Annotated in this window: 24 protein-coding genes, 1 tRNA gene and 2 pseudogenes; 12 read left to right on the forward strand and 15 right to left on the reverse strand. The window is 44.2% G+C overall.

All coding sequences use genetic code 11. From position 1 onward, the window contains the following. Nucleotides 1-138: 138 nt before the first annotated feature. Together ABLA85_RS09050 and metG are read left to right on the forward strand one after the other, a co-directional pair. Nucleotides 139-357, forward strand: a pseudogene (locus tag ABLA85_RS09050) (IS6 family transposase); the annotation flags it as partial. Nucleotides 358-378: 21 nt separating this feature from the next. Continuing rightward, nucleotides 379-1896, forward strand: a complete 1518-nt coding sequence (gene metG / locus ABLA85_RS09055) for a methionine--tRNA ligase (RefSeq protein WP_367963610.1) — start codon at nucleotides 379-381, stop codon at nucleotides 1894-1896. Here metG and ABLA85_RS09060 read toward each other — a convergent pair. The 10 genes and pseudogenes from ABLA85_RS09060 to ABLA85_RS09105 all read right to left on the reverse strand — a co-directional run. Continuing rightward, nucleotides 1889-2086, reverse strand: a pseudogene (locus ABLA85_RS09060) (hypothetical protein); the annotation flags it as partial. The gene metG and the pseudogene ABLA85_RS09060 sit on opposite strands and share 8 nt — an antisense overlap. Before the next feature lie 311 nt (nucleotides 2087-2397). Further along, complete coding sequence (locus ABLA85_RS09065) at nucleotides 2398-3789, reverse strand: cyclopropane-fatty-acyl-phospholipid synthase family protein (protein WP_367963302.1); 1392 nt, start codon at nucleotides 3787-3789, stop codon at nucleotides 2398-2400. Between the two features lie 79 nt (nucleotides 3790-3868). Next, nucleotides 3869-4939, reverse strand: coding sequence for a cupin-like domain-containing protein (locus tag ABLA85_RS09070; RefSeq protein WP_367963305.1), 1071 nt, complete (start codon nucleotides 4937-4939; stop codon nucleotides 3869-3871). Between the two features lie 225 nt (nucleotides 4940-5164). Continuing rightward, complete coding sequence (locus tag ABLA85_RS09075) at nucleotides 5165-5791, reverse strand: hypothetical protein (RefSeq protein ID WP_367963307.1); 627 nt, start codon at nucleotides 5789-5791, stop codon at nucleotides 5165-5167. A gap of 32 nt (nucleotides 5792-5823) precedes the next feature. Beyond that, nucleotides 5824-7008: an aminotransferase class I/II-fold pyridoxal phosphate-dependent enzyme gene (locus ABLA85_RS09080; protein ID WP_367963309.1), complete on the reverse strand. Its 1185-nt coding sequence runs from the start codon at nucleotides 7006-7008 to the stop codon at nucleotides 5824-5826. Between the two features lie 136 nt (nucleotides 7009-7144). After that, nucleotides 7145-8404 carry a hypothetical protein gene (locus tag ABLA85_RS09085; RefSeq protein WP_367963312.1) on the reverse strand — a complete coding sequence of 420 codons (1260 nt, stop codon included), beginning with the start codon at nucleotides 8402-8404 and terminating at the stop codon, nucleotides 7145-7147. Nucleotides 8405-8419: 15 nt separating this feature from the next. Next, on the reverse strand, nucleotides 8420-9352 hold the full coding sequence (locus ABLA85_RS09090) for an ornithine cyclodeaminase family protein (RefSeq protein ID WP_367963314.1): 933 nt from the start codon (nucleotides 9350-9352) through the stop codon (nucleotides 8420-8422). After that, nucleotides 9352-9867, reverse strand: coding sequence for a MaoC family dehydratase (locus ABLA85_RS09095; RefSeq protein WP_367963317.1), 516 nt, complete (start codon nucleotides 9865-9867; stop codon nucleotides 9352-9354). The genes ABLA85_RS09090 and ABLA85_RS09095 overlap by 1 nt, the downstream gene beginning before the upstream one ends. Nucleotides 9868-9894: 27 nt before the next feature. Continuing rightward, on the reverse strand, nucleotides 9895-10710 hold the full coding sequence (locus ABLA85_RS09100; RefSeq protein WP_367963319.1) for a CoA ester lyase: 816 nt from the start codon (nucleotides 10708-10710) through the stop codon (nucleotides 9895-9897). A gap of 87 nt (nucleotides 10711-10797) precedes the next feature. Beyond that, nucleotides 10798-11883, reverse strand: coding sequence for a cupin-like domain-containing protein (locus tag ABLA85_RS09105; RefSeq protein ID WP_367963320.1), 1086 nt, complete (start codon nucleotides 11881-11883; stop codon nucleotides 10798-10800). 487 nt (nucleotides 11884-12370) lie between these two features. Here ABLA85_RS09105 and ABLA85_RS09110 point away from each other — a divergent pair, with 487 nt between their 5' ends. The 10 genes from ABLA85_RS09110 to ABLA85_RS09155 all read left to right on the forward strand — a co-directional run bounded on the left by ABLA85_RS09110 (nucleotide 12371) and on the right by ABLA85_RS09155 (nucleotide 19454). After that, nucleotides 12371-12550 carry a hypothetical protein gene (locus ABLA85_RS09110; protein WP_367963322.1) on the forward strand — a complete coding sequence of 60 codons (180 nt, stop codon included), beginning with the start codon at nucleotides 12371-12373 and terminating at the stop codon, nucleotides 12548-12550. 212 nt (nucleotides 12551-12762) lie between these two features. Then, nucleotides 12763-12885, forward strand: a complete 123-nt coding sequence (locus tag ABLA85_RS09115; RefSeq protein WP_367963325.1) for a hypothetical protein — start codon at nucleotides 12763-12765, stop codon at nucleotides 12883-12885. A 627-nt stretch (nucleotides 12886-13512) separates the two neighbouring features. Further along, nucleotides 13513-13953: an antirestriction protein gene (locus ABLA85_RS09120; RefSeq protein ID WP_367963327.1), complete on the forward strand. Its 441-nt coding sequence runs from the start codon at nucleotides 13513-13515 to the stop codon at nucleotides 13951-13953. Next, nucleotides 13940-14401, forward strand: coding sequence for an antirestriction protein (locus ABLA85_RS09125; RefSeq protein WP_367963329.1), 462 nt, complete (start codon nucleotides 13940-13942; stop codon nucleotides 14399-14401). Before ABLA85_RS09120 ends, ABLA85_RS09125 begins: the two co-directional genes overlap by 14 nt. A 121-nt stretch (nucleotides 14402-14522) precedes the next feature. Next, complete coding sequence (locus tag ABLA85_RS09130) at nucleotides 14523-15065, forward strand: hypothetical protein (protein WP_367963331.1); 543 nt, start codon at nucleotides 14523-14525, stop codon at nucleotides 15063-15065. Between the two features lie 15 nt (nucleotides 15066-15080). Next, nucleotides 15081-15377, forward strand: a complete 297-nt coding sequence (locus ABLA85_RS09135; protein WP_367963333.1) for a TA system toxin CbtA family protein — start codon at nucleotides 15081-15083, stop codon at nucleotides 15375-15377. A 93-nt stretch (nucleotides 15378-15470) separates the two neighbouring features. Then, entirely contained in the window at nucleotides 15471-16394 is a 924-nt protein-coding gene (locus tag ABLA85_RS09140; protein ID WP_367963335.1) for a DUF1281 domain-containing protein, read from the forward strand. Nucleotides 16395-16499: 105 nt separating this feature from the next. Then, nucleotides 16500-17162: an N-6 DNA methylase gene (locus ABLA85_RS09145; protein ID WP_367963337.1), complete on the forward strand. Its 663-nt coding sequence runs from the start codon at nucleotides 16500-16502 to the stop codon at nucleotides 17160-17162. 189 nt (nucleotides 17163-17351) lie between these two features. Then, nucleotides 17352-18239: a TraI domain-containing protein gene (locus ABLA85_RS09150; protein ID WP_367963339.1), complete on the forward strand. Its 888-nt coding sequence runs from the start codon at nucleotides 17352-17354 to the stop codon at nucleotides 18237-18239. A gap of 207 nt (nucleotides 18240-18446) precedes the next feature. Continuing rightward, nucleotides 18447-19454 carry a tyrosine-type recombinase/integrase gene (locus ABLA85_RS09155; RefSeq protein ID WP_367963341.1) on the forward strand — a complete coding sequence of 336 codons (1008 nt, stop codon included), beginning with the start codon at nucleotides 18447-18449 and terminating at the stop codon, nucleotides 19452-19454. Nucleotides 19455-19805: 351 nt separating this feature from the next. On the opposite strand, the gene ABLA85_RS09160 is transcribed toward ABLA85_RS09155, so the two are convergent. From ABLA85_RS09160 to aspA, 5 genes are all read right to left on the reverse strand, one after another. Next, nucleotides 19806-19881: transfer RNA gene (locus ABLA85_RS09160), tRNA-Phe, on the reverse strand. Between the two features lie 130 nt (nucleotides 19882-20011). Continuing rightward, nucleotides 20012-20584, reverse strand: coding sequence for a transcriptional regulator (locus tag ABLA85_RS09165; protein WP_367963344.1), 573 nt, complete (start codon nucleotides 20582-20584; stop codon nucleotides 20012-20014). Nucleotides 20585-20619: 35 nt separating this feature from the next. Then, entirely contained in the window at nucleotides 20620-22371 is a 1752-nt protein-coding gene (locus ABLA85_RS09170) for a protein-disulfide reductase DsbD (protein WP_367963345.1), read from the reverse strand. 234 nt (nucleotides 22372-22605) lie between these two features. After that, a complete protein-coding gene (locus ABLA85_RS09175; RefSeq protein WP_367963347.1) occupies nucleotides 22606-23907 on the reverse strand; it encodes an anaerobic C4-dicarboxylate transporter in 1302 nt (433 codons plus the stop codon). 140 nt (nucleotides 23908-24047) lie between these two features. Beyond that, nucleotides 24048-25472: an aspartate ammonia-lyase gene (gene aspA, locus ABLA85_RS09180; RefSeq protein WP_367963349.1), complete on the reverse strand. Its 1425-nt coding sequence runs from the start codon at nucleotides 25470-25472 to the stop codon at nucleotides 24048-24050. Nucleotides 25473-25801 lie beyond the last annotated feature (329 nt).

The following is a 25801-nucleotide window of genomic DNA, read 5'->3' on the forward strand; positions in this document are numbered from 1 at the left end:
GTGTGCGGGTTGACAGGGGCTAGCCTATATGCATTAAATATAGTGAATCTAACACAGTGTGCCAAACGAGCGGATCGGCTCTGTCGTATTAAGCCGTGTTCGGGTAATCTGTCGATTTTTTTGTGGAGTGTTCTATCGATGCTCCTTATCCGAAATGCGTTCAAATGGCTGCATTATCCTGTTGATATCATCGCTTAGTATGTTCGTTGTTATCTGGCCTACGCATTGAGCTTGCGTCATTTGCATCATTTAGAAGAAATAATGGCTGAACGGGGTATTAACGTTGATCATTCCACGTTTTCTCGCTGGATTCATCGTCTGGTTCCCCCGATAGCTAAACGTTATCGACGGTGTAAACCTAAGGATTTCTCTACGGCTATGAAGTCATATATAACCACTCCAATATACTACGTTAATGACAAGCCTCATATGGGGCATGCTTATGCGACCATTCATGCAGATGTAATGCATCGTATAAAAAAAATGGCTGGATATAAGAGTTTTTTTCTGACTGGCGCAGATGAACACGGTGAGAAAATTGCAAAAGCTTCTGCGGCGCAAAACATAACGAATGAAGAATTTGTCCAGCAAAATGCTGAGCATTTCATTTCCGCTTGGAAGGTATTAAATATCGACTATTCTTTCTTTGTCAGAACATCATCACATTTCCATAAAGATTTTGTGCAAAAATTATTACAAAAACTATATGATGCTGGCGATATCTATTCAGCTGAATATGAAGGGCTTTACTCCGTTGGCCAGGAACGGTTTGTTACTGAAAAAGAACTTGTCAATGGAAAAGTTCCTGAAGATAAAGATCCACCTATAATTCGTAAAGAGAAAAATTATTTCTTCCGCATGGAAAAATATCAGGGCTGGATAAAAGAATATTTGGCCGATCACCCTGATTTAATCTCCCCGCCTCAGTACGCTAATGAAGTGCTACAGATGTTGAATGATGATATCGGAGACCTGAGCATCTCACGGCCAAGGGAAAGGTTGTCTTGGGGAATCCCTATTCCCTGGGATAACGATCACGTCACTTATGTCTGGTTTGATGCCCTTTTGAGCTATCTTTCCGCCATTCATCATGCAGATCCTGATGATGTAGAGGCGTTATGGCATTCTTCAAATCATATCATCGGTAAAGACATTTTAAAAACACATACTATTTTTTGGCTAAGCATGTGTAAAGCCTTGGGATTTACTCCCTATAAACGCCTTCTTGTCTCAGGGCATTTATTAGGAAGCGATGGTCGTAAAATGAGTAAGTCTCTGGGAAATGGCGTTGACCCACTTTATGCAGTGGAAAAATACACCAGCGATGTTCTCAGATACACATTGATTAAAGAGCTTCGCTTTGGTTCGGATGGCATTATCAGTGAAGAAGTTATTCAGCAACGGTTAAATAACGACTTGGCTAATGATATCGGAAACCTACTTTCCCGCACAGTAGCCATGATTAACAAATACAGTAACGGCATGCCCCCTGTACTGTCAGAACAAACATTACAGCATCATTTCCTAATAAAACTTGCTGCGCAAACCTTTGATTCAATGATGCCTTTAGTTGATGAAATGAAGCTTTCAATGGCGTATGAAAAGGCGCTAGAGTTCGTCCGTGAACTGAATAAATTTATTAACGACACTCGTCCGTGGGATTTATTTAAGCAAGGTGATAAACTTCAACTGGATGAGACGCTTTCCGTACTTTTTTATTCACTAGACGTCACATCACGGCTATTTTACCCTGTTATTCCTGAGAAGATGATAGTTATGAGAGATATACTTGGCCTAATCAATGAAACATTAACCTGGCAATTACCCACACCTGCAATAAGTAAGCATCCGGTCGCAAAAAGCGTCCCCCCTCTGTTTGAGAAAATAATTAATTAATTTTACCCGGTTCTGTCGCATTAACGCAGAAATCACGAGAGAATGGAAAGAAGGCTGCGGGTGATATGGGATGCTTCGGCTCTTGCTGATATTGCCCTTTACGCAACATACAAACCAATTCAATACCCGCTAACAGGATCTGAGCCCGTCTGAAATTTTTAAAGCCCAGCATTGGGGAGATCCGCCGTTTGAACGCGTTTCGGATAATGCACATCGGTAGAACACTCAACAAAAAATCGATAGGTTACCCAAATACGGCTTAATGCGACAGAGTCCCATTTTTAGCCATCCCTCTACGAGTGCCAAATCACCTATACTCAACTTGGCTAGATTTCAATCCATATCGATTGGTAGCATTCAATTCATTGTTTTATCGTATGTTGACTACTCTATTTAGCCTCTTAACCATCATTTGTGTTCTGTTGCTCCTAAACCCCAATCATAGCAACGATAATCCGTAGCGAACATGGACTGGCAAAAGTATAGCGGTATTCCGAACCGCTATTTAGATTGCACAGTGAATAGTCTGAAAGGTGTTCTGCACAGTGTACCCAAGGTTTCTTTGACATCATCAATATTTATACCCTGAGTACCAAATTCACGATTCATGCAAGCCAACAGTTCAGCTATTTTTATAGGTTGTTCAGTCAATTCCAACATTCGCAAAATCTGTTCCGTTGTCAATCGTTCATTCTGTTGCATGTCGCACAATTTCAACCATTGTCTAGGCTCTTCAGTCACGCAATCTAGCGCCTGTCCGTAATACAAAACCGCAGGACGGCGCTCTCCAGCATCAAATAAGAAATGGCCATCGCGTACCTTGTATTTGACCAGAGTTTCTTCGCGGTCAATTGATCCATCCGGATTGACGTGATATTTGTGTATGGTCGTGGCTGCTTTGATAACCAACGACTCTGATACTTCTCTCATGTCCTCTTCATCAGCTTTAAGTTTAACTCCCTTTTTGCTGACATAGACTTCTAGCAACGGATCGCTCATAAGGCTGCCAAGTTTAGCTTGAGCTGCCGATGGTAACTGCCGGACTTGACAACACAACTGTTCATTTTCTAGCATCTTATCTGGTGAAAAGTAGTGAGGTTGCTTCCAACGGAACACCTGCAAATCAGCTTGATCCAAGATTTCTAGCAAGCTGTCTACATCGTAATAGTGTTCCTGAGGGTTGCAGATAAAATCAGCCAGCTCCTGCGCAAACCCCGGACGCTCATTTACATATTTCAGCACGCGCTTTAACTCTTTGGGTACCTTAGCATGACCGTTAAGAGCTCGCAGGTAAGATACAGCTAGCTCAAATCGGGCAGGGCTGGATAGGGTCTTTTTAGGGTCTAGTAAGGCTAGAATCTCTAGCATTTTGATTGAATACTGACGGTTCTTATAATCGTAAACCATGATCTCAGCGATGCCAGTATCTTTGAGCGCCCTATGGATAACTTTAAATCCATTTTGCGGAGAAGGTAAGTGATGCAATACGCCGACACAACTGATGTAATCAAACGCATCCGTATACTCAGTTTCTAACAAATTTTCCTGCTTAAAAGTAATATTGGAGATCCCTAAATTTTGGGCCAAACGGTTTTGGAAAGTGATACTACTAGAGCTCAGGTCACTGGCCACTATTTCGCAATCGGAAAATTGCAAGGCAACCATTACAGCCCATCTGGTACCGCACCCGGGGACCCATATTTTGCTACCTGGTTTCAACTGTGCCTCTTTTCTCAGATTGAAATCTAGATTGAAACTGGCGGTCAGACTGCGGTCAGGGTCTTCTTGTTCAATGCGATAGACCGGAGGAAACGGAAACGATTCGTATTGTTCGGCAACTTGTTTGGTGATGGAGGCATTACTTATATCGCTGGATAATGTCGTTTGGCTCATAAAATGGCTCCTTAAAAAATATCCCTGAGCAGCATGGTCGAAAATACATCGGCCGTCTCATAGATTTTGTTCTACTTCCTTATTGGTAAATAGGTCGGTCAGGATGCTCGGCGTCTAAGAAATGCGGTAACAACGATGGAAAGTGTTTTTCTAAATCCAACGAATAGTTATCGTGCGGTTCTTCAGGATATAACTCAAAGTAAATTTTCTTGGTCAACTCTCGGATAGCGTGAACCTTTTGCTTACCGTCGCTGTAGTGATGCTCTGCACATTCTTTTAGCCGAACAAGCACTTCGCGATATTCGCTATTGGCTTTTATTGGATCGGCTATCTTGTGAAGGATGCCCTGGGTGTACATATCCGGATACATAAAATTCAACAGCTCGGTAAAGTGATTGGGTCTGCGGAATCGAACGCGTACTGCCATGCTATCTTCAATATAGTCAGCATAGTGCCAACAGTATGCTGGAACAAACATGGCCTCACCTGACTCTAAAATCACTTCTTTTCCACCTGTGAAACGCAAGAAATCCTGGCGATCTTGTTCGGTAAAGTTCTGCAACTTCCAACCCGATGTTTGGGTTAAAGGCAGCAATTTTTTAGCGGCGGAATGAGGAAATACGATGAAACGTTTTCTGCCAAAAATTTGGAAGAGGAAGCCGTGATGTCCGGCTTTGTCAAAGTGAATGTTGGCCACATTGCCCTTGTTACCAACAAAACACTGCTGAACTATGCTGTTGCTTTCTCCTTCCTGAGGGATACACATTTCTGGAACAGAATAGTATTTACGGATAGCATCTGGAGTTGAAAACTCGATACACATTTTCTTCTCATTCGGGTTTTCATCGACATAGCGATAGTACTCAGCAATTGTCATGGTCGCCATGTCTTCTAGAGTGGAGTCTTTATCCCGCAAGGTTCCTGTTTTTTTTGTATGCTCTTCGTAGGCCTTTAGATATTCATCTTGGACAGGGATGCGAATATTCCCCCAATGCTCAATTACTTTATCACGGGAGGTTATATCTCGGATCTCTTCACCTGAATATAAATCGGTAATAACCACTGGCGTTACCGTTTTCATATAACTATTTTCAAATTCCTCTGCAGTAGGCAGGGTGATTCGTTCAATTAAATTATTGTAGTCGATCATTTACTCTATCCTCATTTAAAATTTTTACATCATTGCTATATGGAGACAACCGAATATCGGTGTTGTTAAGTAGACTAATCAACTAACAGAAAACTTAGTTGCTAAAATCTAACGCTTGCTCTCTAAATGAAAAGTAATTTAGCCAAAACGGACTTGCCATGATGGCTAACAATATTCTGGTCATATCGTAGGTGGTGCGCACACTGTGACTCACTAGGTATTACTTTACTTACTCAAAAAGTATTGTAGTTGATAAGACTGAATCATTTCGCACTCTACTTTTTGATTTTCAAGAACCTTGGTCACAAGCTCGGTTATGTCATCATGTTGACAACCATTCGCATTCTCCACCATCAAAATCAGGTTATTACCGCTTTGGTTAACGTTGGTATCGTGATACAAACACGCGGAGCAAATGGCATCGTTCTTCAATAAGTCGGCTAGCTCAACATGTAGCAATTCACTTACAGTGGGAAGCTGTGAAGCATCGATAGACAATCGAGCTGTAACCATTGCGCCTCCAGTAGCATCGCCTTCGGACCAAAGCAGATCGGCGACTTTTCGCTCTTCCAAGCGAAGATGTTTGCCCACCCTTTTAGCAAGATCGCTTGGGTCCATTTCGTTTTGTTTCTGATACAGTTCACTTTCTAGCACACCCTGATTCTGCAGGCGGTAATAGCATAGGTATTCGCCAGATTGTGAACAATAGTAGCGCTGACTCGACAAGAATCCCGGTATTTCCATACGCTGAGGAATATGTTCTTGATTGTGCCAATGGTTAAAGAGTGCATTCTCCCCGCCTTCCATATGCAGCCATAGCATCAAAGCACTTTGTTTGCTTTCGTTCATCATCTATGTAGCCTAAGAGGTTAACCCAATAGAAATTAAATCGTTTTTAGTGCCTTACAGAAGGATTCAATGTCTTCATTGCTCATGTTAGCGCGCCCCATAACCCGGACTCCAGGCCGATCTTTAGCTACAATTGGAAAAAACACAGCGGAGCAGTAAAAGCCTTTTTGGAACAAGCGAGCTGATGCTTCAACTGCATCATCTACCGATGGCAAATCGATAACTCGTATAGGCAGGCCGTTACCAGCATTGGAGCTTGGAATTATACGATCGAAATGTGACATGGCTTCGCCTAATTGTGCCTGTAATTTGGGCAACTCATCGCTCAGATGGATCTGTGCAGAAGCTTTGATTGCACCTAATCCTGGAGCATTAATCATTTGTGACCACCCCAGTGGACCTGAACAATAGTCGAGCATTTCACGATATTTATTACTGCCAAGCATTATCACTCCGCCTGTGGCGCCGAACGCTTTGGCGAGAGAGCCTACAATAACAGTTCGATCATTCAACTTATTAAAAAATGAACGTGCTAGACCGACGCCTCGTTCGCCGTATACGGAAATGGAGTGTGAATCATCGATGTATAAGAACAAGCCATACTCTTTTTGTAATCGAATTAGTTCTTCAATCGGGGCATTGCCACCCATGCTATAAGCGCCGTCGCAAACATATGCTACGGTATCGTTTTCTTTACAGGCTTGCTCAATAAATTCGATACTGTTATGTGGACAAGTAACCACTTCGGTTTCATTACCGCAATTAGGCTTGAGAATATTCATGGAGAAATGGCAGCTTCGGTCGAAAATCATCAAAGGTTTTTTTCCTTCAGTCATTTGCCCTGAAGCCAACAAAGGTAAAACTGATACAGAAGCGGTAAAACAAGAAGTAGTCAAAATGATTTCGGCATCGAATACCTTGGACATAAGTTGCTCGGTTTCGATCATCAACTTAGGAGCAATCCGTGCTCGTGAAACTGAAGTACTCATCGTGCCTTCCTGCTCAAGGGCGCGGATTGCACCATCGATGATTTTCGGATGCCGGTTCAAGCCAAGGTAAGAGCAAGAGCACATATTGATAAACTCATGGCCATCATCCGTAATTAGCTTATTACCCTTGTAATCTATAGTTCTGATGCCTGTCAAACCATGTTCATTGGCTTTCCGCCAACTAACCAGACTGGAAGTAACCATTTTGCCGATATTTGAGTATTGCCCCATAAAAATCACCTATTATTTATATGATTAAGCTTGGAACAGTGGGATCGATCCTCCGTCCACAGTTTGGGTAAAAATAAAGCCCGGTCAATATCCTCACGATTTATACTTAACTTCGAACATTATGAATAACAAAGTTTTAATATCTATTGTCAATAATGAAACGAGTTTTTCTTTTGGTTGCTAATTCAAAGTGAGAAAGCGTCACTTGATTGACGATAATTTGACGAATTTTTCCAGTTTGGATGGCTTCGAAAAGCGCAGGAGACTCTTTTTCCATGGCACTCAGAACCAAATCTTTCAATTCTGGCGGGGCCATCGACTGTGGGTGTAATGAGACAAGGACTTTCAATTCAGGTTGCGTTGAGGTTCCACCTATTTCTACATTAAACATAGTAATGTTCAATTTCGTATTTAGTTGGTCGATAATTCCGAATACGATATCTTTATTGATTACAGTATCAGCTAACGTATGTTCGAATACAAACCGGCGTCCTTGAAGTGAAAAACGAGCTTCTGGTTGCGTTGGATCATCCAGCCACTGAGCCACATCGCCTGTATCCAATCTAATAGCTGGAGTTTGTAAACGAACATGGCTGGTAACCAGCAAAGTGCCTTTTTTTCCTGTTTCCCTAATAACTTCTTCAGTTTCAGGGTCAATGATTTCAATAGTACACAGTTCCTTGAAAGGAATGTATTCGTTGTATCGAGTAGGCACTTTACTGTACGCTACTTGGCCAACCTCGGTAGTAGCATAAAGAAACGGGTACAGCGTTGCATTCGGAAACGCTTCTTCAAGCAGTACCATTTGACTACCATAGAGATTTTCACCTCCACCTAATAGCCGTGTGATATTCAAATCTGGTCCTGTAGTATCCAATAAACGGCTAGCCAACCCCAAAAACGTGGGGTTCATACCAGTAATCACATTGGCATTGAAATGTTGATACAAGGAAATAATTTCTTCGAAATCACGATCACAGCCTAAGGGAATTTCCGAACATCGCCCCGGAAACATATCTACAACATGATGCACTGCCATAAATGATGCACTACCAGGCTCTGATAGATTGAGAATTATATCTTTTTCCTGTAATAGGCCATTGCGCCAATGTGTTTCAGCCAACAAGCGATTAACAGTGCGCCATTCATCACGACCAAACAAAGTTGCTTTGGGTTTTCCGGTGGTACCAGAGGTTGTATAGAACATACCGTAAGGTTGTTCGCTGGCAAATAAGGCCGAAAAATCATCGTGTACCGCTGTCATCACTTTATCGAAAGAAGCGATCGGTAAATCTTCAAGCTGGTATTCCGTACCGAGATTTTCATAAAGTGAGCGGTAAAAAGGTGAGCCTTGTCGCGCCGTTTCCACAATTTGTTTCAGGGTATAAAAATTCAATTTAACCTTCCTTTCTTACGGATTCTGAGATTGTTGTAATAAATAAGCAGTCACCAATAGATCCAAATAGCCATGTCCGACGGAACTAAAAACGGTTGCAGTGTTCTTTAGTTTGTTTCTGTCGAATGTCAGCATTTTAGTCAATGTTAAAGCATCACGATGCAACTCTCCCGCTTCAGCCACTGCAGTATCAAGATCCTCCACAATCACATGGGCGCTTTGCAAAAGCGTATTTGGAACTTCACGCGAGTCACATGTATGCGCCCCCATGCAATTAACATGAACGTGGTCAGTAAGCTCTACATTAGAAAATAGCGGCAATCTTGAAGTTGTAGCAGTACAGATAATGTCTGCATTACTTACAGTATCTGTTACAGATGCAGGCATAAGAACTTTAATATTAGAACCAAATTTCTCTTCAATTTTCTTTGCAAATGCCAAGGTGTTGCTGGAAGTTCTTCCATACAACCGTATTTGGCGTATCGGACGGACAGCCATAACCGCTAATACTTGTTGCCAAGCTTGAGTGCCGCAACCAATTAACGCCATTTTATTGGCATCATCGGACGCGCAAATATCAGTCACCATGGCACTGACTGCTGCACACTTTAAGTTGGTCAACTGGACACCGTCTAGCAAAGCCAATGGTTTTCCTGTAGTACCGTCAAAAACATTGACAATGGCATTTACCGAATTGCCTTTTTTCTCTCCATTAACTACCAAAGTGGCTACTTTTGTAATAAACAAATTACTGTTAGGGCAATATGCTGGCATAGCACCAAATGCCGAAAAGGGGCTTTGCTTTATAATCATCGATCTTGCCGGTACCCGTGCAGCCTCAGCTCTACCATTAGAAAATGATTCTTTGAAATAAGATATTAATGGTTTAAGATCAGTCAGCTCCGGCAACAAAGGCCAACCGAAGGCACCAATATTTAGAATAGACATCATGAATCCTTGCATGGACGTAGTGGAATTAAAAAGCTCCGTTCCCAACACAACACTTCAATATCATTCTGATTCAGTCCTCGGGTTTGTACTGTAACAATCCCTTGGCCCGGACGACTATTCGATTCGCGTTTGGTCAAAATAGTCGTTTCGGCATACAAGGTGTCGCCAACATAAACCGGATGACTCAATTTGACTTCTTTCCAACCCAGATTGGCAATCGCTCTGGCACTAGTACTGGCGAGGCTTAACCCCCCAATAATGGAAAAAGTGACAAGACTGGATACCAAAGTCTGACCAAATTCAGTTTTCTTTGCATACTCATTGTCGATGTGCAAAGGGTGAGTATTCATATTGATCAGAGATTGCCATATGTTGTCAACTTCAGTAACAGTACGCCCAGGTTTGTGCTCGTACACATCCCCAACTTTGAAGTCATCAAAATAGAGTCCATGACTTTCACGATATCTCTGTGGCCCGATGGCCTCCAATATACTGAGGGGTTTGTTTTCCATATAATTTTATTCCTGATTAATACAACTCTATCGAATTCTCCCGGACAATATTTTCTTGCTATACTTGAGATGTGGCGGTCCAACCATTTTTTCTGAATCCATAGCCACAGATCGCTGATTGTTCGACTCGAGCATAGATACGATCGACTGTGCTTTGGCCTTACTCTCTTCACAGATAGAAAAACCTTTGTTTATGGTAGAAACTTGGTTCGGGTGTAAGGCAATTTTCCCTGTGTATCCGAGTTTTTTCGCCTTCTCGATTTCCAACTGCAACATATCGTGTTCATACACTGAGAAACAGGGAGAATCTATAGCATGTAGCCCAAGCCTCTTAGCACAAATACTGATTTCCGCTTTGATGTAAGATAATTCGTTAGTTAACGTCTGAGGGTTTAAGTCCATATCAACGGCAAAGTCCGCTGCCCCAAAAATGACCCCGTCTAAAGCTTTAGGCCGGTGATTGAGATGACGTAATTCGAAAAAGTTATCGATGGTTTCAATCACAGAAAATATCAGGCTGTTTTTAAAATAAGTGCTTATTAGCGGCACATCACGAGCAATGCTGGACTTTGGCACAATCACAATATCAGGTTGGAGGGAGCGTTCGGTCAAAAACAAGATATCTTTCAATCCTTCTTCAGTGTCGAGACTATTGATCCTGATTGCCACTGGCAATTTGTGGTCGATTGGGTAGTGTTTCAACAAAGAGTTCCTTGCATCCTCCTTTTGGGTAAGAGGAACTGAATCCTCTAAATCAAAATGAATCACATCTGCATTGTAATTTTCTGATTTTTCAACTAATTTTCCATTTAAAGCTGAAGAGCAAAGCCAACTTCTTAACATACCTCTCTCCCTTAATATTATTGGATTATTTAGCTGTATGGACAAAAGACGCTTATCTTTAGCGTGTCATTTTTACGATAAATACTTTTATAAAAAACTCGGACGAGTGGGATGATCGAAATCTGTCCACTCAGCTAATGGTGATGGTATATATTCTTCGAAATCAATCGAATAGAGGAAGCTGCTGGCAGCATGTCCATACTCATTGGCCAATTGTTTGGCTAAAAGCCTCATATGGAGAGCTTTCTCTGAACCATTGATAAACTGCTCTACAAATGCCTGTTCCAGCCTAAAGAGAATGTCTGCTTTGGTGCTTTCGTCTACTCTCTCGTCCAACAATAAGTGACCTAACTCTTTGCTATATAAGTCGGGGAACGTCCAGTTAAGTAAATCCGTAATTTCATCTTTACGGCGGAAACGCAAGTTCAAGCTCCAACAATCATCTAAGTAATCGGCATAGTGCCAAGCATAAGGTGGGAAATATATTGCTTCTCCGGGATTTAATATAATCTCCTCGCCGCCTGTATATTCTAAAAATCCAGCTCTATCCTCATCGCTGAAATTTTGTAGTGACCAACTGCTGAATTGAGTAAAGGGAGCTAGCTTAGAAGTAGATTCTCGAGGGAATAGAATAAATCGTTTTCGCCCTATAATTGAATAAAGGAATGCATGCAAGCCATCTTTATCAAAATGAATATTGGAGAAACTACCTTTTACGCCAATGAAGTTATGATTGAGCAAGGTTTGACTTTCTCCTGCTTGGGGGAAGCATACTTCAGGTATTTTGAATGATTTCTGCATAGCCTCATCAGTTAAAAAAGCTACCCTAATTATATCCCTGTTTTTCCGACCTTCAATCACTTGAAAATAATCAGATAAAGAAATTCTGGAACCTTGATATTTTGGGATTGCATCTTCTTCATGCATTTTATAGTGCTGTGATAAACGACTATCTAAATGATCCCTGATATCAGAAATTTTTATTGCACTATCATAATTGTCGTCCAGTGGTATTTGAATATCAGCGAAGACCTTGACGGCATCTGCTTTGGTTTTTACCCTTGCCAAGGGTTGCCCTGCAAATAAATCAGTGATAATGGCAGGCCGGTGCTTACGCATATACCTCTCAAAAAACACTTCGCAACTGAGCATTTTTATTCTTTCGATGGGCATCTTTACCTTCCTTTATAGGCTTAGCTTGAGAGCATAAAAATTTGTGGAGCATTTATCTGGAAAGAATCGAATATAATTTTTATATCTTTAATATTTATAATGAAATAATCATTAAGCAACTCAATTTATTTTTTACGGGTATGTTTAATTGATTATTTAATATTAATTAAATAAAGTTCTCCACAGATCTTTATGATCTCCAACTTCATGAGCCATTTTGCATTCATAAATGTACATGTATAATAATAAATATACACATCAATATATAAACATTAAATTAATAAAACCAAGAAAATAAATTAAATCCTCATAATCCTCTAATTATTAAGTAATAGTTTTATTTTACATTTCCATCACGATTTCTAAAATATACCAATTCAACTTCAAGATGCGTGTTATATCTCCCCACAACGTAGAGAGATATAAGGACTCACCTCATATAACTAAATAGCTGTTCCTAATAGTAGATCACGGGAAGATACGGTTTATGGTCAAGACCGTCGCCTGCGGTGTTGGTTGGAATCCCGATATCAACCGTTTGTATTGGCGATCTCCAAAAATGAAAGCGTGTGGTGGCAAGGATCTACGTATACCAGAGTCGACAGGATTGTGGACAAAGGGAGAGCGTTGGTACGACTGTGTTCGGGTGCCGCTTTGGCGTTTGTAACTCAATGAGGAAGAACGGGATTATGGTCATTATCTACTGGTTTGGTGCGGCCGGGATGAGAAACAGGAGCGGGCTTATTATATCGTCTATGCCCACAGAGCATTGGCTGACCTGAAAACCCTGATTCAGGTGGCAGGTCGTCGCTGGGAAATTGAAAGTGGTTTTGAGGAAACGAAGGGGGAATGTGGCCTAGATCATTATGAAGTGCGGCAATGGCACAGTTGATATCGGCACATAACCTTATCGCTGTTGGCTATGCGGTTCTGGCGGTTTTACGGATACGGGAGAAAAACATCGGCGGGGCTGGTAGCCCTGAGCATCCCGGAACTGCGTAACCTGTTATCAAAATTGATGAAAAAAACGGGAGAGGCAGTCGAACAGATTTTAAATTGGTCAAACTGGCGACGACGACACCAATACTATGCACAACAATGTCATTATCGTCGTCGGGATAGCCTTATGATTACAGAGTCGATTACGATTGTAGTACTAAGCCGACTTGTTTGATTAGATCTCGCTCAGTTCGAGTTTTATTTGATACAACTAACTCTCTTTTATCCAGAAGCGAGTTAGCTCATCTGGTTATACACTGAAATTGGAGTTGGTAGAGTGTACTCTAATCAATTCAAGTGAGTAACTTCACGTTTCTGACATTATTTTCAGTATCAGAAAATGAATTACCGCTTGATTGTACTGCTTCCATTGGTTAGCGTAATCAGACTTATTGATGATCCGGTCGCTTGTGAGGATCACCTTCGGGCAGCGACACTCACACTCCCGTAGCCTGCAAGGGAGTACACGACAGTGTGGTACATCTGCGCCCCTTTGGAAGCAGATATCGTCAGTCTGATGACGATGAAGGTTTCTTAATCACATCCATGATGGCCAACCGGCCTGTCACCCAACGGGGAACACATTTCCTATTGGGTGGGTGTTCTCCGTTATTTTATCAGGAGAATACCATGCAACAACATATCCCCTCGGCCACGGTGCATGCGGCTGAATTATCCCCTTTTGCTGACATGTTTCCGCACACCAGTTCGCTGGAGCGGATGCTGCTGGAGCACCCGTTCAATAAAGCCGCTGCGGTGCTTTGTGATGATGACCGATTTAACCGATGGCAGTACCGGAAAGTGTCAGACAGTATCGCCTATCTCGTGCCGGCACGGTCGGATTTCGCTGTTTTTAATGTGGAGACGACGGATTTTACAGGCAAAGTTTCCGCCGATACCTTTGGGCTGATGGTGACCCTGAACGTCTTGGGTTATCTGACAGCCCTGATGGAGCCGGACGGATACGCTGAGCGGATTTACACCCTGCGTAAATATGCGCTGCAACATCCTCAGGCGCAATATATCCGGGCGGCGTTGGGTTTAGAGGGAGAACGTGATGCCAAATCATGAACTGATGATGCTGGACAGTCTTGCGTTGTCGGTTGTGTTTCCCGACAAAACTCCGCTGGAACGGCTGTTTCTGGGCTTCCTGCTGGCGAATACCGCCTCACAGTTGTGTGGTGAATATCGTCCTGAGCAGTGGGGCAGCCGGAACGTGTCTGGATCCCTGACGTATATGATACCCACCGCGGCAAAAACCTATTCGGTTTATCTGCCGGAGACGACATTGACGGCCACGCTGTCTGCGGATGCGTTCGGTCTGGCTGTTACCGCGATTGTGTTTGCCCGTATCGCCGAGCTGGATGAGCCGAATGCCGATGCATTCCGGTTCTGCGAACTGCGGGAATACGCGCTACACCATCCGGAAACCGAACTGATACGCGCCGTACTCGCGTTACAGCCCAAAGAAGAAATCATCCGTTCGTCACTTATCCATAACAACCATAATCACCACTGACGTTATCAGCCCATGAGGCTGTTAACTCTCATTTTTAGCGCCTGACCGGGGAGCCGACAACACCTTCCCGTATTGGGTGGGTGTTGTCTTTTATTGACGTTAAATCAAGGAGAGTCACACCATGAACCCGATTTTTTTACCTGCGCCGGAAAGCATGACACCGGCCTCGCAGGAAGCCATTTTTACCGTACAGGTCACCGGCCTGATACAGCATCCCCAACGGCCTCAATCGCTGCGGGAGGAAACCCTGACCGTATGTGAGACCGACTCGGTCACCGAAGCGGTACAGCGGCTGAAAGTCATCCATCTTTTGGGGGACTGGCCGCTACCGGAAATTCCCTCCACCCAGTGCCGGCGGGCTTTTTTTCCCCTGACCGTCATGATTTATGACGCCAAAGATAACAAGGTACTCGGTGGCCGCTTTTATGACGAGATTGTCTGGGCACAGCCGGTCACAGTGACATCAGAACGTCTGTCGCTGGCGCAGAAACAACGGCGCTTGTGTCAGTCGGCCACGTTTGAACTGAGCTGGCAGAATGCAGAAGCGGCGCGGGTCCTGTGGCATGAGGCAAATTTACTGTCGCTGCATGTGGTGTCGCCCGATTATCAGCAGCATCATGAAGTGCAGGATATTCTCCGGCACGCTACAACCGTCAGCGTGTGAAGGAGAGGTATCACCATGGCACCTTTACGTTTAACGGTCTGGCAGATGATTGCCGCCGCGCTGCTGAAACGGCATTTTGGCCTGAGCCTGAACGATACAGCATTAGGTGAAACCGATACCGTGGCGGAAATGATAACCCGTGGTGTCCTACCATCGGAAGCCATTAATGAATTGGTGGATAAACACGATTTAACCCGGCTGAACACGCAGGTTATTCCACGCAGTACACCTTATCTGGGTATCCACGATGAACTGATAGTCATTTTTGACAGCGGTCTGGCGTCCCTGCTCTTCGGGCAAGACAAACTGTAACCCTTTTTTCAATCTATCCCATCGGGAGGAACTGCGCCCCGAATGGGTCAGTGCCTCCTGTTTATTTTTATCATTCAAGTGAGGAACTTAACCATGGCAGAATGGGTCACCAATCAACTGGAAGTCACCGGAAAATCCGTCTGTATCGATGTGATGCAGCAATGGGTCTGTGGGGAAGAATTCCCCCGTTACCGTCAGGCTGTATTGCAGAGCTTACGCCTGTTTCTGGCTGGCTGTGCAGGGATACTGAAACCGACCAAACCGCTTAACTATATGCCTTATCCGGAACTGGTACGGGGTACGGCAGCGCCGACTGCGCAGAATCTGGCATTTGAGCAATGGCTGGCGTTGTTGCAGGATAATGTGTTGCTAACCACAGAAAACATGAAGCGGATTGACAGTGCATACCGCCAGTCGGGCTTAAGCCTGCTGCGCTGGGAGAATGTGACGGCATCAGCGCGTGACATTATCGTCCGCCTGCTGACCCGCCAGTATACCGACTGGTTCGGCGTGGTGGGCTGGTCTGATAGCCTCGATATCGGCGCGTGCTGGGAGAAGCTGGCGGTTTACCCGACGGCCGCCCAGCCCTGCGATATGCTGATGATACGACCGACCCGGCTGGCCACGGAGATTAACGGCAACAGTGGTTTACTGAAAGGGATGGCCACCACGGCGCAGTTCTATGAGGAGCACTATGGGCTGGAATGGCCGTTCGGTCATCATGTCCGCTGGGAACGTCGCAATGTCAGCAGTCTGACGGTACGTTTTGACACGCCATGGGCACCGCCCTCAGCGGAACTGATGGGCGGGTTGTCATCGGTGTTTGACTGTGAAATCCGCCACTGGTACAGCGACCCGACAGGAAGCCTCAAAGGCTATGACTGCTATGACCAGGGTGAGCATGTGGACAGCCACAACGGGCAGGCCGGGCACGAAAACCGTCCGGCACTGTATCTGGTTAACGGAGACAAAACCGAACCGGCACCGGCATTACCTGCGCTTGCCGTCGGGCAGTAACTTTTGTTCAAAGCAGTATCCACTTATCTTTACTTCAACCGAAAGGGGAAACACATTCTCCTTTCGGGGCGTGTTTTCTTTTTTTCTTTATCAGGAAAATACGCTATGGCCTCTCGCCCTGACTACCAAAAAGACTTTATTTCGTTGTTTAACCAAACCGCCCGTTACCGTCCCCGTTATCGGGTTTTTCAGGATTTTTGCAACTGTACAATGGCCGCCATTCACAATAAATACTGTTTCAGTGAGGAACTGGAGCAGTTCTATCTGAAAACCATCAACAAATACGAACGGGAAGATATTGACCGGATTGTGGAACTGTTCTCAACTACCGTGCTGGCACTGGCGGAAGAACCCTGTGATTTTCTCGGCAGTGTGTTTATGCAGCTGGAACTGGGCAATAAGGAACTTCAGCAGTTCTTTACGCCCTGGAGTGTGGCCAGAGTGATGGCACAATTACAGTTGAATGAGGTGTCTGACTTGTTGCAGACCCAGCCGTTTGTCACTTTCCACGAACCTTGCTGTGGTGCGGCCTGTATGATGCTGGCGGCCGCCGAGGTATTAAGAGAGCAGGGACATGATCCGTTGTCCAGTATGTGGGTGTCTGCGATTGATATCGATCCGCTGGCGGCGGTGATGGCGTATATCCAGCTTTCCCTGACCGGTATTCCGGCGGCGGTCACTATCGGTGATGCTCTGTATGATGGCGGCAGTAAACGAACCCGATACACACCGGCCCATTATCTGGGGAACTGGTCACAGCGTTTATAGGCCTATGAACAAGCCGCATGACCCTTTTTTCACATTGACTCTGCTTCCGACTCATGGCGCCTTTTGGGGCGCTTTTTTTACGCTTAAGTGTAAGTCATACAAACAATTTTCATTTTCGCAAAAAGAGTTTCTCCTTGTTTAAGCGTGGGATTCACCGACACTGAGCCAAACTTGAAAAGGAGAAAAGTGATGTTTACACGTTTTAAATCGCATTTTACCCGCCAGCCGATGACACCATCAAAACCACCCGGACAACAACCGGAAACCCTTCGCGACAATCGGGGATATTTCCGGCCACAGCCAGCGGAAGCACTGTTGGCAAACGCAGAACGTTGTCAGGCTCTCCGGCAACTGTGGGAAAACAGTGCGCTGCCCACAGGATTGTATCAGCAGTTTTATCTGGAACCGCTCCGGCAATTATGCGCCCGTGTACAGCATATTCCAGCCACACCAGAGGGCATCTGGTCTTATCGTGGCGGGTTTATTGATCTGACCCTGCAATTTACTGCCTGTGCCGTGCGGCTGGCGAAAGGGCACATGCTGCCACCCGGCGTGGCGCCGGAAACACAGGCCGCGCAGAGCGTGTTGTGGCAGGCCGTGGTATTCTGGGCGGCGTTGTTTTACCACCTGCCTTTGTTGCGGCAACTGGAAGGTGAACTGGATGATGGACACCCCTGGCTGCCGGGGCTATGGGTGCCAGCCCGCCGTTTCCGCTTCCGGTTTCATACCTCACTGTCTGAGCTGTCTGTTTCTCATAAAACGCTGCTGGCTGCCCGTTTGTTACCGGAGGAAGCGGTCACCTGGCTGTCTTTAGTCCCCGGTGCGTGGCAATGCCTGATGTTGCATCTTGGCGGGTCTCCTTCTTCTGTCCCGTTGACGGATTTACTGCTTCAGTCAGCGGCTGAGCAGGTGAAGTCGCCGTTGCTGAAGCCGGTTGAATCTGCTGAAGTGAAAACGACTACCGCTCATCCATCACCCGCTCCGGTTACTCCGCTTGTCACACCAATAACCGTCCCGGCACCCGACACTCGCGATGATACCCGGACATTACTGTCCTTGTTTCAGACACCGGAGTGAAATTCTGATGGGAAATAATACAAATGATAACAATAACGATTTGAAATTGTTCAAACGCCCTGTATCAGCGTCAGAATGCCTTGTTTCTGCAATGTACAAAAGGTCATGATATGAAAAATAAAATAATTCAACGTGTTAATTAATTTTCAGTTTATTAACGGGACGTGGCTATACCGGGACACAACTTGACACACTAAGGAAACTATAATGTTCAATAATGAGGAAAAAATGGGTTGGGATGAATTACTGGAAGAATATTTTTTCTCGCATATGCTGCGACCGGCTACGGAGTGGAGTTATCGCAAGGTGACCCGGGTTTTTATCGGGTTTATGGGGGATACGGTGTTGCCGGAACAGGTGACTCACCGCGATGTACTGCGGTGGCGGCGTCATCTTCTGACTGAGAAAAAACAGTCGAGCTACACCTGGAACAATAAGGTGGCGCACCTGCGGGCGATTTTTAATTTCGTGATGGAAAGAAAACTGCTGCCACTCACTGAAAACCCGTTTAACGAGGCGGCAGTGAAAAAAGAGAAGAAGACAAAGAAAATCCTGAGTAAATCCCAGATAACCCGCCTCTATCTGCTGATGGGACAGTATGAGGAAGAGGAGCGTATGCAGGTGACTCCCCGGGGAGGGCGCTGTGCGTTGTACCCGACCGGATATTGGCTGACGGTACTGGATACGTTCCGGTTAACGGGGATGCGCCAGAATCAGCTATTGCACCTGCGGTTGCGGGATATCAATCTGGACAGCAATTATATTGTTCTGCGTGTCGAGGGCAGTAAAAACCACAGTGAATGGCGGATACCGATGATCCGGCAGCTTAAACCCCGTTTGGCGAAACTGGTTGAACAGACAAAAGCCTGCGGGGCGAAAGACGATGATCCGCTGTTTGATTTAAGTCGTCTGGATTTGCACGCTCATGGACGGATGAGCCGTTACCGGTATGATCAGGATAAAGAAAGGCAGCATATCCGTTCTTTCTTTAACCGGTTGTCGAAAGAGTGTGGTTTTGCCGTTTCCCCTCACCGTTTTCGTCATACACTGGCGACAGAGCTGATGAAAGCACCGGATCGTAATTTGCAGCTGGTCAGGTGTTTGCTGGGCCATCGTAGTCTGGCAACCACCCTGGAATATATTGATATCGATATGGAAATTGCGGGTAAAACGCTGGAGAATGAACTGGCGATATATCTGGATATTTCGGTGTAAGAATATCAGGTAAAAAAAGACAGGGCAGGTCTCAGACAGGATTAGGAGGTGGAGGTCTTAGTGAACGGCCCTGCATCAATATCGATGGTATGAAAAATGGCTAATACCGATCTGGCATCCCGTAAAGTTTTTCCCTTACTTGACATCAGAATCAATTACTGAAATCATTACCTTAAATGAAAAAAAAGAGTGCTTGCAAATGCAGGCACCCTGTATTCTTTATTTACGGCTTTCTTAAACATTGAGTATGCAGACGAGTGCGATCAATTGTTTAACATTGAATTAACAGCCCTAAATTTTAACTTATTTGTTAATTACCTGATAGTATTCAACAAATTAGCTTTAAAATCTTGGTGCCCGGAGGCGGAATCGAACCACCGACACGGGGATTTTCAATCCCCTGCTCTACCGACTGAGCTATCCGGGCTAACGGGGACGCATTAAACCGTATTAGCTCCAATCCGTCAACGACTTTCTACGAAAAAAACGTGAAAAATAGTTATTGGATGTATTTTTATACTGTTCTGGTGTGATTATTCAGCTTTGGCTGCTTTTTATCAGCTCAAAGCACCGTTTTTCCGGCAATTAGCAATGATCAGAATATCCTGAGCCAGTAGTTTTGCCGTAATCACAACCTCAAGTTCTCTTTTCACCAATAGCTTGCTGAGACAGCCTTCAAGGATAAGTTCCATCTGTTTGGCAACCTGTTCACTATCTTCGATACCAATTTGTTGTAATAATCCGATCGTATAGTGAAAAGAATTCTGTTTTTGTAACTCAGCCAGTTGGTGAATCGGATGGTCAGTATCAGGAAAAGCACCACAAGCTGCAATGAATAAACAGCCGGGATAGCGCTGCTCTCGTACCTTTTCCTTTAGTGTATCATAGCGGGCCAATAATTTTTGCTCCGGGCTTAAGGTTTCATCCAGCAAGATGTGGCGCTGCCAGGCTTCAATTTGTTGACTATGATAGCGTAGACAATCGTAGAACAGGGCCTCACGATCAGGCCAGAAATGTTTTATGTGGTTAATATCAATATTGAGGGGAGTTAAAAGTGTCTCCAATGTTGCTGACAGACCATGTTGCTCAAGTAAGTTCAGACTATGACTAAGCACATATTCACGTTGCACAGCGGTTCTCCTTTTAAATGATTTCTGTTTACTCTTCATCTTGTTGATCCCGATTGGGAGTCTATTGGGTATAGATGTTGTAAATGGCGGTTGAAACGTTCTGCATCCATAAATCCATTAACCCGTGAATCGGATAGTTCTTTTCCCTGAGAGTCAAAAAACAAAATAGTGGGAAGCCCAAGTACTTTCAATTTTTGCAACAATTCTTTCTGATTGGGGCTATTTTCTGTGACATTAGCCTGTAACAGAAGGAAGTTGTTTAACTGTTTTTGCACCTGTGGGGCGCTGAAGGTATATTTCTCGAACTCTTTGCAGGCCACACACCAATCTGCGTACAGATCCAACATTATCGGTTTATGGCGGTTTTCAGCCAGAATTTGGCTCAATTCCTGCCAATCGCTGACTTGTTGAAATTTTAAAGATGCTTGTTGTTGTGCTGTAGCCTGAGTTCCCCATACCCAATCCTGCAAGGGGCGTGACGAGATTAAAGCCAGTGTTAGTAGAATGAGTTGTAGGGTACGTAACCAACCATTTTTATTGTTGAGTGTTAACACAAAAGCCCAACTGAAGAAAGCTACACCCAACATGCTCCACAATCTTATTCCCCAGGTTTCACCGAAGACCCTTTCCAGTAAAAAAATTGGTAGTGCAAGAATAATAAAGCCGAATGCTTCTTTAACGTATTGCATCCATGGGCCGCTGCGGGGTAAGAATTTGTGGCCAAATAAAGTAACAGCGATGAGTGGTAACCCCATTCCCAGTGCATAAAGGTAAAGTGTCAGGCCACCAAGCACGGTGTTACCACTTTGGGCAATGTAAAGTAAGATGGCGCTAAGTGGGGCGGTTGTACAGGGAGAGGCAATCAATCCTGCCAGCATTCCCATAATAAATACCCCCAAATAGGAGCCACTTTTCTGCTGGTTACTCCAGTTCACCAGACGTGTTTGAACAGAAGAAGGGAGTTGTAGTGAATACGTCCCAAACATCGATAACGCCAGTAGAATAAACAGTACAGATAGCCCTATCAGAATATAAGGATTTTGTAACGCGGCCTGAAATTGTAAACCTGCCGTAGCGACGATAAACCCCAATACAGTATAAGTAATAGCCATTCCTTGCACATAACTCATCGCCAGCCAGAAAATACGTTTCAGGCTTTCGGGTCTCTGTTGCCCCAGAATAATGCTGGAAATCAGCGGGTACATAGGCAGAATGCAAGGCGTAAATGCGATACCAATACCAATCAATAACGCCCATAACGGTGAAAAGGGAACTTCATGAGTTTTGGGGAGTATTTCTTTGTATAGTAGAGGTTCATTCAAAGAAACATTTGGTGAAGAGGAAGCAATGACAGCACGCAGTGGTACGGTAAGTGTTTCCGGGGGATAGCAATATCCCGCTTCTGCACAGCCTTGATAAGAGACCTGAAGAGTAGAGTCATTTGTTGCAGCAAGAATGGGGATGTAAATATGTGCTGATTGGAAATAGACCTCGGTTTTGCCAAAAAACTCATCCTCATGAGCTGTCGCCTTGGAAAAATCGATATGACCTAAGGTAGCTTGTTGGTTTGGTGTGATGATGAACTGTTTTCTATAGAGGTAATAACCGGGTTTAATGTCCCAGCTCAGTGTGAGTTGGGTCCCTTTCTGCTGAAAATCAAACATGAATGCTTGTTCAACGGGAAGATATGAAGTCTGTCCGGGGCGCTCAAACAGTGCGTTAGCTATCATGGGAGAAGCAGCTAATGCACTGAATAGTAGAAACAATATGAGAATACGTTTCATCATAAGATATCTTTTGCCTGCCTGTTTTTTATAGGGTTGATGGGGAAAATTTACCAGAATCAGTACTGTTACCAAAATCAGTGCTATTACCGATGAGATCCACGGCAAAAGGCTGCTTGCCTAATATTAAAACAGTGCGGTGTTTTTTTCAGGAAAGTTTATTGGTAGTAAATATGAGAAAGAAAATATTCAGGGGCTTTTTAAGCCCCTGAGCTGACACTAAGCAAGGTGTGAAAATTACAGGACCATGTCTCCAAATAGGAAACCGAATGCTACAGCTAATCCAACAGCAATTGTTCCCGGAATAAAGAACGGGTGATTGAAAACGAAGCGTCCAATCCGGGTGGTTCCGGTATCATCCATTTGCACTGCTGCAACCAGTGTCGGATAGGTTGGCAGAATGAATAGACCGGAAACCGCAGAGAACGAAGCAATTGCAGTCAATGGTGTGACATGTAAAGCCAATGCCATAGGCATCAATGCCTTGGCTGTAACTGCTTGTGAATAAAGTAAGGCAGAGCAAAAGAAGAAAATAACAGCTAATAACCACGGTTGTGCATGAATCAGATTACCCGCAGTTCCTTTGATCCAAGCAAGATTGGCCTGAACAAAAGTATCCCCTAGCCATGCGACTCCCAGAATACAGATACAAGCACTCATTCCTGCTTTAAAAGTACTTGAGTTCAGTATGGCGTCAGTATTGGTGGAGCAGATAACGGTGATAATGGTTGCGACACTTAACATAATAATCAGAATCGCACTGGTGGTGTTCATCAGCGGTTTTTCAATCAACCCCACACTAGGGCTATTGATAACTGCGTAGATAATGACGCCAGTAACGCCTAACAAAAACAGCAAAACAGACAGTTTTGCCCTAGGTTTAATTTGGAACTGAGCAGAGCCCCGCATTTCTACTAAGCCAGCAGTAAGGCGTTTTTGATAGATAGGGTCATTGGCCAGTTTGGAATCGAAAAGCCATGAAACAATGAATGACATTAATACGATGGCAAAAAACGTAGCTGGCAGCAGTATCATGAGCAAATGAATATAACTGACACCTTGTTCTTCCATCATTGAGGCCATATAAACTACTGCCGCAGAAATCGGAGAAGCGGTGATCCCTATTTGGGCAGAGACAACAGCGGTTGAGAGTGGGCGGCATGGTTTGATGCCTTGTTCTTTAGCGACCTCTGCAATAACAGGTAATGTTGCCAGTGAAATATTTCCCGTACCCGCAAATAAAGTCAGAAAGTAAGTGACGATAGGTGCAAGGATAGTGATGTACTTTGGATTCCTGCGCAGTAATTTTTCGGTTTGTTGGACGAGATAATCTAGTCCTCCAGCCACTTGCATAGCTGATATTGCAGCAATAACAGCCATAATAATTGAGATAACATCGAATGGAATGCTGCCTGGTTTGACGCCAATGGCGGCAAGGATCAAAACGCCAATCCCACCTGCAAAACCAATGCCTATTCCCCCTAATCTTGCCCCCAGAAAAATGGCCAGCAGAACAATAACCAATTCTACGGCTAACATGTTGCATACTCCTTCATTTATTTGATTTTATGAAAATCTATGGTTAATAATTTGTGTTTGCTGCCAATTAAAAAGGCACGCTTCCGGTTGGAATAGCGTGCCTTAAAAATTAAGACGAACTCGTTATTATAATCATTTAATTAGTTATCAAAACGTTTTGCTTTATAAGTCGGATGTTTTAGGTTCTCAACAGAGAAAATATCATCTAATTGTGCTTCTGTCAGTAGCCCTCGCTCCAGAACGACTTCCCGAACACTTTTACCTGTTTCTGCACAGATCTTACCTACGATATCACCATTATGGTGACCGATGAATGGATTCAGATAGGTTACGATACCGATAGAGTTAAAGACAAAGCCTTCGCATACATCTTTATTGGCTGTAATACCATTAACACATTTTTCAACCAGATTGCGGCATGCATTGCTTAGAATCGTAATGGATTCAAACATTGCCTGACCAATGGCTGGTTCCATCACGTTCAATTGCAATTGACCTGCTTCTGCGGCCATGGTAATGCAGGTATCGTTGCCAATAACCTTGAAACAAACCTGGTTAACAACTTCTGGAACCACTGGGTTCACTTTGGCTGGCATAATGGAAGAGCCTGCCTGCAATTCTGGCAGGTTGATTTCGTTCAGACCAGCGCGTGGGCCGGAAGAGAGTAGACGCAGATCGTTACAAATTTTGGACATTTTTACTGCCAGACGCTTCAGTGCTCCATGAACCATGACATAAGCACCACAATCGGAAGTTGCTTCAATCAGGTCTTCTGCGGGTACACAAGGCAGACCAGTGACTTCTGCCAATTTTTCCACAGCCAGTTTCTGGTAGCCGGGGGCTGTATTCAGACCAGTACCGATAGCCGTTGCTCCGAGGTTGACTTCCAATAGCAATTCCGCTGTGCGGGTGATATTTTTAGTCTCTTCTTTCAATAAAATAGAGAAAGCACGGAACTCTTGACCCAAAGTCATCGGCACAGCGTCTTGTAGCTGAGTACGGCCCATTTTCAGAATGTCATCGAACTCAATACCTTTTTTGTCGAAGCCTGCTTTTAATAATTCAATAGAATCGATCAACTGCATGATTGAGTTGTAGACAGCAATACGGAAACCAGTAGGATAAGCATCGTTGGTTGACTGGCTTCTGTTCAGATGATCATTAGGGTTCAGGTACTCATATTCACCTTTCTGATGCCCCATCAGTTCAAGACCGATATTTGCCAATACCTCATTCGTATTCATGTTTAGTGAGGTGCCTGCACCGCCCTGAAAAACGTCAACCGGGAACTGATCCATACATTTACCAGTGTTGAGCAGCTCGTCACAGGCTTTGACAATGATATCTGCAACTTTGCCGGGAATAGTATGGAGCTCTTTGTTTGCCAGCGCTGCCGCTTTTTTCACCATTACCATGCCACGGATGAATTCAGGTACGTCGTTGATGGAGCGGTCGCTGATATAGAAGTTTTCAATCGCACGTAGAGTGTGAATACCGTAATAGGCTTCAGCAGGGACTTCACGTTTACCTAGCAGGTCTTCTTCGATACGAATGTTGTTTGACATGAGAACCTTCTTAAGATTGGATACGTTTTTACTGTTTGTTATGTGTTTGTTGAGATAATGTTGCCGATAGCAATTGCTGTGATATTAACTAATTACCACTAAATTGCTGGCGCGATCATATTTGGATTTGTTAGAAATGCCTTGAACCTGGATCACTTTATAGTACGATTTTATTTAATGAAATGGCATATGTGTGATTAAGGTCACGGTTACTCAGCTTAAAAGTCAAGCGGGACAAGTATTGAAAACCGTTATTGTTATCCCCACACTATGTTATCTGGACGTATCATCTGGAGAGTTATTATTAATGAACATGGTCATAAGGAAGA

Source organism: Xenorhabdus sp. SGI246 (assembly GCF_040838225.1).
Taxonomy (GTDB): Bacteria; Pseudomonadota; Gammaproteobacteria; order Enterobacterales; family Enterobacteriaceae; genus Xenorhabdus; species Xenorhabdus indica.